Here is a 7,526-nt window from a genome sequence, read left to right as displayed (position 1 = left end):
CCGCCCCCCCCCCCCCCCCCCCCCTCGCCGCGCCCAGCATGGCAAAACCCGCACGCCCGGCATAAACACCAGCCCTAGGGCAGGTGTCTACGCCGATCGTGCGGGTCTGTGCCGATCGTGCGGGCTAGGGCCGAGCCCAAGGGTCTAGTGACCCGAGCCGGCGCCCTCTTCTTCGTACTTCTTGAAACCGGCCTCGACGATGGCCTCGGCCTCAGCCGCATCGCCCCAGCCGTCGGCCTTGACCCACTTGTTGGGCTCGAGGTCTTTGTAGCGCTCGAAGAAGTGCGCGATCTCGGCGCGCGTCTGCTCCGGCACGTCGTCGATGTCTTGGATGTGCGCCCAGCGCGGGTCTTTCGCGGGCACGACGAGCACCTTCGCGTCCGAGCCGGCCTCGTCGCTCATGTTGAACACGCCGACGGGACGCACCGAGACGCCGACGCCCGGGAACACGGGGTACTCGAGCAGCACGAGCGCGTCGACGGGGTCGCCGTCGAGGCCGAGCGTGTTCTCGAAGTAGCCGTAGTCGGTCGGGTAGACGAACGCGGTGAAGAGCACGCGGTCGAGGTAGACACGACCGGTCTCGTGGTCTACCTCGTACTTGTTGCGGGATCCTTTGGGGATTTCGACGACGACGTCATACGCGGTCATGGCTGCTCCTAGATAAGTGGGGAAGGCGATGGCACGCCTGCAATAACGTTACAAGGTGCCGTCCCGACCTCGCCTGACTCCCGCTATCGCCGATGTCCGCCGTGCCGTCCGTGAGGCGCTCGCCGAGATCGCCACCGGCCCCAGATCCGAACCGAAGGATCCGTCGGCCGCGCCAGCAACAACCGGCGCCTCGGCCGATGTGCTCGTCGCTCTCAGCGGCGGCCCCGATTCGCTCGCCCTCGCGGCCGCTACGGCGTTCGAGGCGCCGCGCGTCGGCTCCACGTCGAAGGAGCGCGGCGCGGGCGGCGGCCTGTCGACCCTTGACGGAGGTCTGCGCGCGGGTGCGGTCGTGATCGACCACGGCCTCCAGGCCGGTTCCGCCGAGGTGGCCGCCGCGGCCGCAGCCCAGGCGGAAGCGCTCGGGCTGTCACCCGTGATCGTGCGGCGCGTGGTCGTCGGTACCGAGGGTGGGCCCGAGGCCGCGGCGCGCACGGCGCGGTACGCGGCGCTCGCCGAGGTCGCGCGGGAGACGGGCTCGCGTGCAGTGCTGGTCGGCCACACGCTCGACGATCAGGCCGAGACGGTGCTGCTCGGGCTGGCTCGGGGATCGGGGCCGCTGAGCCTCCAGGGCATGGAGCCTCGCGCCGGACTGTATGCGCGCCCGCTGCTCGGTCTGCGACGCGAGTCGACCGAGGCCTTCTGCGCGGATTCGGGGCTGTCCCCGTGGATCGACCCGCACAACTCGGATCCTGCGTTCTCTCGCGTGCGCATTCGCACCACCGTGCTGCCGCTGCTGGAGCGGGAGCTGGGGCCGGGTGTCGCCGAGGCTCTGACGCGGACGGCCGATCAGCTCCGCGAAGACAGTGCGGCCCTCGACCACATGGCCGAGGAGCAGGCGGAAGACCTGGCCGACCACGCCGAGGCGGGTATCTCGCTGAGCGTCTCGGGGCTGCGGGCGAACCCGGCGGCGCTGCGGCAGCGACTGATCCGGCTCGCCGTCTCGAGCGAGTTCGACGTGACCCTGAGTCGGGCCCAGACCCTCGAGGTGGCGCGCCTGGTCACCGACTGGCACGGCCAGGGTCCCGTCTCGCTGCCGGGCATTACAGTGGTGAGGAGCGGTGGAGTCCTGCATTTCGAGGCCGCCGCGGACCGCCAGAACCACCCCTGACACGAAAGCACCGTTCCTCATGGAGACCAGCGACATCGAGGGCGACCTCACCTCGATCCTCTACACGGAGGAGCAGATCCTCGCGAAGATCGCCGAGGTGGCGCGCCAGGTCGAGCACGACTACCAGGGGCGCGACCCGCTGCTTGTCGGCGTGCTGAAGGGCGCCGTCATGGTCATGGCCGACTTCGCTCGCGAACTGCGCATTCCGGCGACGATGGACTGGATGGCCGTCTCGTCGTACGGCTCTGGCACCAAGTCGTCAGGCGTGGTGCGCATCTTGAAAGACCTCGACGCCGACCTGCACGGGCGAGACGTCATCATCGTCGAAGACATCATCGACTCCGGGCTCACGCTGTCGTGGCTGCTCGCCAACCTCCGCGGTCGCGGAGCGGCGAGCGTCGAGATCTTCGCGCTCCTGCGCAAGCCGGAAGCGGCCAAGGTCGAGGTCGACGTGAAGTACGCGGGCTTCGAGATTCCGAACGAGTTCGTGGTCGGCTACGGCCTCGACTTCGACGAGCGATACCGGAACCTTCGGGCGATCGGCATCCTCGCCCCCCACGTCTACAGCTGAATCTTTTTGGCGCGACGCGGGTCGCGGCAGCGGACCTCGGACAAGCCTCGGTCATCCGCTGCTGCGACCCGCGACGCGCGTATGCTCCGCATCGCGCACGGCATTACGCCACTCACGGCGGGCGCCTATTAGGCCTACGGCGAACACCCATCCGATGGCAAGGAACGGCGAGGTAGCCTACAACTCACGTTCTTTCCTGCAGAAAGGTGTCGGGCGCCCCCCGGATCTCTATGGACTTCAAGCGCTTACTTCGCGGCCCCTGGCTGTATGTCATCATCGCCCTGGTTGGCATCGGCATCGGCTGGAGCGTCATCAACGCCGGCGGCACCACCAAGATCACCACCCAGGAGGGTCTCGCCGACCTGTCCGGTGGCAAGGTCGCCTCGGCCCAGATCTACAGCAACGAGCAACGCGTCGACCTGACTCTCAACGACAAGTCGACGGCGCAGTTCTACTACGCGACCGACCGCGGTTCCGAAGTGGTCCAGGCCGTCTCCGACGCCAAATACTCCGGCTCGAGCGACAACAAGGGCTACGACGACGTCGTCTCCCAGTCGAACCCGCTCCTGTCTCTGCTCGGCATCCTCCTGCCGTTCCTGCTGATCGGCGTGATCTTCTGGTTCCTCCTGTCGAGCATGCAGGGCGGCGGAAGCAAGGTCATGCAGTTCGGCAAGTCGCGCGCGAAGCTCAACAACAAGGAGACCCCGCAGGTCACCTTCGGTGACGTGGCGGGCGCCGACGAGGCGATCGAGGAGCTCGAAGAGATCAAAGACTTCCTCAAGGAGCCCGCGAAGTTCCAGGCCGTCGGCGCGCGGATCCCGAAGGGCGTCCTGCTCTACGGCCCTCCCGGCACCGGCAAGACCCTCCTCGCTCGCGCCGTCGCGGGCGAGGCCGGCGTGCCGTTCTTCTCGATCTCCGGTTCTGACTTCGTCGAGATGTTCGTCGGTGTCGGCGCCAGCCGCGTCCGCGACCTGTTCGAGCAGGCGAAGCAGAACAGCCCGGCCATCATCTTCATCGACGAGATCGACGCCGTCGGTCGCCACCGCGGCGCCGGTATCGGCGGCGGTAACGACGAGCGCGAGCAGACCCTCAACCAGCTCCTGGTCGAGATGGACGGCTTCGACGTCAAGACCAACGTGATTCTGATCGCCGCGACGAACCGCCCCGACGTGCTCGACCCCGCGCTCCTGCGCCCGGGCCGCTTCGACCGTCAGATCGGTGTCGACGCACCCGGACTCCAGGGCCGCAAGCAGATCCTCGAGGTGCACGGCAAGGGCAAGCCGCTCTCGGCCAGCGTCAACCTCGAGGTGCTCGCTCGCAAGACGCCGGGCTTCACCGGTGCCGATCTCGCCAACGTGCTGAACGAGGCCGCGCTGCTCACGGCTCGCAGCAACGCGCAACTGATCGACAACCGCGCCCTCGACGAGGCCGTCGACCGAGTCATGGCCGGCCCGCAGCGACGGAGCCGCGTCATGAAAGACAGCGAGAAGCTCATCACGGCGTACCACGAGGGTGGCCACGCTCTGGCAGCCGCCGCGATGCGCCACACCGACCCGGTGACGAAGATCACGATCCTTCCCCGTGGCCGTGCCCTCGGTTACACGATGGTGCTCCCGCTCGAAGACAAGTACAGCGTCACGCGCAACGAGCTGCTCGACCAGCTCGCCTACGCCATGGGCGGTCGCGTCGCTGAAGAGATCGTCTTCCACGACCCGACCACGGGTGCGTCGAACGACATCGAGAAAGCCACCTCGACGGCTCGCAAGATGGTCACCGAGTACGGCATGAGCTCGAAGGTCGGCTCGGTGAAGCTGGGCAACGGCTCCGGCGAGATGATGATGGGCCGCGACGGCAGCGACCGCGACTACTCGGAGAAGATCGCCGAGACGGTCGACACCGAGGTGCGACTCCTGCTCGAGCAGGCGCACGACGAGGCCTGGGCCGTGATCAACGACAACCGCGACATCCTCGACCGCCTCGCTGCGCTGCTTCTCGAGAAAGAGACGCTCGACCACGACGAGCTCGCCGACATCTTCAAAGACGTCAAGAAGCTCCCGGAGCGCCCCGAGTGGCTCTCGAGCTCGAAGCGTCCGTCGTCGAACCTGCCTGCGATCCAGATCCCGTCGCGCATCCCGGTCGATGCCGGAGCCGTCGACGGCGGCGTCGATTCCGAGCCCGAGTCCAAGCCCTCGCTTCGTAAGCGCCCGCCCCGCACCACCCCCGGCATCGCTCCCGCCTAGGCCGTGACCGAGCCCACCCCCGACGAGACGATTCGGAGAGCGCATCGCGCTCCCACGAGTGACCTCGACCCCACCGCAGCCACGTCGCCCGATCTCCACCCCGAGATCGAGCAGACGTGGCTGCGGCCGCGTGGTGCGAAGCGGTACCCCGGCGCCACCTGGCCTCAGAGCGACACTCGTCGATCGGACCGCCCCGCAAGCCCGGCGCCCGAGGCATCACCGCCCCCGGCGCCCCGCTCGAGCGGCCGACGTGCCAACCCCGTGGTCGCCCCCGAGGCGGTGGCCGCCGAAAAGCTGGCCGCCGACCGGGCGACGGTCGCCGCTCAGGGCGAGGCCCTGCGCCGCGTGGCCCGCGGCCGTCGCGAGGCCGACGCCGTCAAGCCCCCGGCGACGATCGAGGGGGCGGTTCAGCAGAGCGTTCCCGACGATCGGGCGGCGACCCCGGGCCGCCGACTGATCGCGGGCGGGCTGTTCGTCGAACCCCTCGCTCTGCCGGGCGCCGAGCCGAGTCGCGCCCCGCAGGTCTCGTCGGTGGGCGACCACCAGGATCCTGCGCTCCCGCCTGCCACCCCCTCGCCGACGGCGGCGGCTGACGACGTCGCGACCCGCGCCATCGCCGTCGTCCGTCGCGCCGGCCCCGTGGCCGCGCCCGCCGTCGCTGATGCCCCTCCGGCACGCACGCTCGTGATGGGCATCCTCAACGTGACGCTCGACTCGTTCAGCGACGGCGGCCGGTATGCCCGATACGACGACGCGATCGCGCACGCCCGCTCGCTGGTGGCCGACGGTGCCGACATCATCGACGTGGGCGGCGAGTCGACCAGGCCCGGGGCAGCTCGCGTCGAGGTGCACGAAGAGCAACGGCGCGTGATCCCCGTCATCCGCGAGCTCGCCGCGCTCGGATTCCGCATCAGCATCGACACCATGAACGCCGCGACCGCCTTCGCCGCCGTCGAGGCGGGTGCCGACATCGTCAACGACGTCTCGGGCGGCCTCGCCGACCCGAACATGGCCCAGGTCGTGGTCGACACCGACGCGACGTACATCGCCATGCACTGGCGCGGCCACAGCGACACCATGAACTCCCGCGCGGTCTACGGCGACGCGGTCGCCGAGGTCAAGGCGGAGCTGTTCCAGCGGGTCGCCGAGCTCGTCGTGCAGGGCGTTGACCCGGATCGCCTCGTGATCGACCCGGGGCTCGGCTTCGCGAAGCGCGCCGAGCACAACTGGCAGCTCCTCGGGCATCTCGCCGAGCTCTCCGAGATCGGACTGCCGGTTCTGGTCGCGGCCTCGCGCAAACGGTTCCTGGGGGCACTCCTGCCCGAAGAGGCGGGCGTCGGCGAACGCGACCCCGCCACCGCCGTCATCTCAGCGCTCAGCGCTCAGGCCGGCGCCTGGGGCGTGCGAGTGCACGATGTCGCATCCACCCGCGCCGCCCTCGACGTGTGGGACGCCTGGCAGAAAGGCTCTCGTGCCTGACCGACTCACCCTCACCGGTGTCCGCGCGACCGGGCACCACGGCGTCTTCGACTTCGAGCGGGCCGACGGCCAAGAGTTCGTCGTCGACGTCGTCGTCGAGATCGACGCGACGGCCGCCTCGTCGGGCGACGCCCTCGACCAGACCGTTCACTACGGAGTCCTTGCCGAGCACATCGTGCACGACATCGAGCACGAGCCGGTCGACCTGATCGAGACGCTCGCCGAGCGCATCGCGGCGACCGTCCTGTCTCACCGAGCAGCCCTGCGCACCACGGTGACCGTGCATAAGCCGGGAGCGCCGATCACGGTGCCGTTCACTGACGTCTCGATCACGATCGAGCGGAGCCGCGCGTGAGGCCCCCGTCGAAGGCGGTGGTCGCTCTCGGGTCGAACCTCGGCCATCGCGACGCCACGCTGCGCCGTGCCGTGAGCGCGTTACGAGCCACCCCCGAAATCGAGGTCGTAGCCGCCTCCGTTCCCATCGAGAGCGTCGCCCTTACCGTCGACGGGCTCGACGAGAGCAAGCCGGCCTACCTCAACGGCGTCGTGCTGCTCGCGACGACGCTCGAGCCCGAGGCGCTCCTCGACCAGCTGAACCGCATCGAGAACGACGAGGGCCGGCTCCGCGTCGAACGCTGGGGAGACCGCACCCTCGACCTCGACCTCATCGCCTACGACGACGTCGTGCTCGACACCGATCGGCTCACACTGCCGCACCCCCGAGCCGCCGAACGCTCGTTCGTGCTCGAGCCCTGGCTGCAGGTCGACCCCGAAGCGGCGCTCCCAGGATCCGGCCCGATCGCCCCCCTCCTCGCGCAGCTCTCCGACCCGGTGTCTCGCGTTGCCGGGGCCGCTCGCCTCGACGCCGACCTCGCCGACTACCACACCGGAGTCACCCCATGAAGCGCACGAGCCCTTCCACCGTCGTCGCCTTCCTCGTGGTCGCCCTCGCGGCAGGCTTCGTTTTCAATGCCGTTCTCGCCTCGACGCAGCGCCCGGTGGCGGTTCCGTCGATCACGCTCGGCCTCGTGCTGCTGGCGATCGCGGCCATCGTCATCTCGCTGGCCGTGCCGGTCTTCCGCGTGGCTCGGGGCCGCACGAAAGAGCGCATCGACGCCTACTACGCGACCCGGGTCGTGCTCATCGCCAAGGCGTCGAGCCTCTCGGGCGCGCTGTTCGGCGGTTTCGTCGGCGGCATGCTGATCTACATGCTGACCCGCGGCGTCAGTGTTCCCGCGAGTTCGCTCGTGCCGACCGTCATCGGCGTCGTCGGGGGAGTGGTGCTGCTCGTGGCCGGACTCGTCGCCGAGCACATGTGCTCGATCCCGCCCGAGGACGGCGACTCCGACAAGGGGCAGCCGCAGCAGGCGCGGTTCTAGGCAGGAGCTCGCCTGGCCACAAACGGTCATTCTCAAAACCA

At 69.2% G+C, this 7,526-nt stretch carries 8 protein-coding genes; 7 read left to right on the top strand and 1 reads right to left on the bottom strand.

Annotation, left to right across the window (positions count from 1 at the left end; translation table 11 throughout):
* Nucleotides 1-144 precede the first annotated feature (144 nt).
* Nucleotides 145-648 (bottom strand): inorganic diphosphatase, encoded by a 504-nt coding sequence (locus tag VH571_RS15950; protein ID WP_055964466.1) that lies wholly within the window; start codon nucleotides 646-648, stop codon nucleotides 145-147.
* 55 nt (nucleotides 649-703) lie between these two features.
* Here VH571_RS15950 and tilS point away from each other — a divergent pair, with 55 nt between their 5' ends.
* The 7 genes from tilS to VH571_RS15915 all read left to right on the top strand — a co-directional run bounded on the left by tilS (nucleotide 704) and on the right by VH571_RS15915 (nucleotide 7,485).
* Nucleotides 704-1,816 carry a tRNA lysidine(34) synthetase TilS gene (tilS, locus tag VH571_RS15945; RefSeq protein WP_423265386.1) on the top strand — a complete coding sequence of 371 codons (1,113 nt, stop codon included), beginning with the start codon at nucleotides 704-706 and terminating at the stop codon, nucleotides 1,814-1,816.
* 19 nt (nucleotides 1,817-1,835) lie between these two features.
* Complete coding sequence (hpt, locus tag VH571_RS15940; protein ID WP_055964472.1) at nucleotides 1,836-2,387, top strand: hypoxanthine phosphoribosyltransferase; 552 nt, start codon at nucleotides 1,836-1,838, stop codon at nucleotides 2,385-2,387.
* 230 nt (nucleotides 2,388-2,617) lie between these two features.
* Nucleotides 2,618-4,627, top strand: coding sequence for an ATP-dependent zinc metalloprotease FtsH (gene ftsH, locus VH571_RS15935; protein WP_423265384.1), 2,010 nt, complete (start codon nucleotides 2,618-2,620; stop codon nucleotides 4,625-4,627).
* A gap of 687 nt (nucleotides 4,628-5,314) precedes the next feature.
* The gene (gene folP / locus VH571_RS15930; protein ID WP_194601417.1) at nucleotides 5,315-6,106 is read left to right on the top strand and encodes a dihydropteroate synthase; all 792 of its coding nucleotides are present in this window, start codon (nucleotides 5,315-5,317) and stop codon (nucleotides 6,104-6,106) included.
* Nucleotides 6,099-6,461 (top strand): dihydroneopterin aldolase, encoded by a 363-nt coding sequence (folB, locus tag VH571_RS15925; protein ID WP_423265383.1) that lies wholly within the window; start codon nucleotides 6,099-6,101, stop codon nucleotides 6,459-6,461. The genes folP and folB overlap by 8 nt, the downstream gene beginning before the upstream one ends.
* Nucleotides 6,458-7,009: a 2-amino-4-hydroxy-6-hydroxymethyldihydropteridine diphosphokinase gene (gene folK / locus VH571_RS15920; RefSeq protein ID WP_423265382.1), complete on the top strand. Its 552-nt coding sequence runs from the start codon at nucleotides 6,458-6,460 to the stop codon at nucleotides 7,007-7,009. Before folB ends, folK begins: the two co-directional genes overlap by 4 nt.
* On the top strand, nucleotides 7,006-7,485 hold the full coding sequence (locus tag VH571_RS15915) for a DUF3180 domain-containing protein (RefSeq protein ID WP_055964484.1): 480 nt from the start codon (nucleotides 7,006-7,008) through the stop codon (nucleotides 7,483-7,485). Before folK ends, VH571_RS15915 begins: the two co-directional genes overlap by 4 nt.
* Nucleotides 7,486-7,526: the final 41 nt, after the last annotated feature.

The sequence above is a fragment of the Frondihabitans sp. 4ASC-45 genome (genome assembly GCF_049472575.1).
GTDB lineage: Bacteria > Actinomycetota > Actinomycetes > Actinomycetales > Microbacteriaceae > Frondihabitans.
The sequence above is the reverse complement of the archived record's forward strand: the minus strand, read 5'-3'. Positions and strand labels throughout refer to the sequence as shown.

Bases quoted from the DNA above. Each gene is read 5' to 3' on its own strand.
- VH571_RS15950 (WP_055964466.1), bottom strand. From the start codon at position 648: ATGACCGCGTATGACGTCGTCGTCGAAATCCCCAAAGGATCCCGCAAC.
- hpt (WP_055964472.1), top strand. From the start codon at position 1,836: ATGGAGACCAGCGACATCGAGGGCGACCTCACCTCGATCCTCTACACG.
- ftsH (WP_423265384.1), top strand. From the start codon at position 2,618: ATGGACTTCAAGCGCTTACTTCGCGGCCCCTGGCTGTATGTCATCATC.
- VH571_RS15915 (WP_055964484.1), top strand. From the start codon at position 7,006: ATGAAGCGCACGAGCCCTTCCACCGTCGTCGCCTTCCTCGTGGTCGCC.
- folP (WP_194601417.1), top strand. From the start codon at position 5,315: ATGGGCATCCTCAACGTGACGCTCGACTCGTTCAGCGACGGCGGCCGG.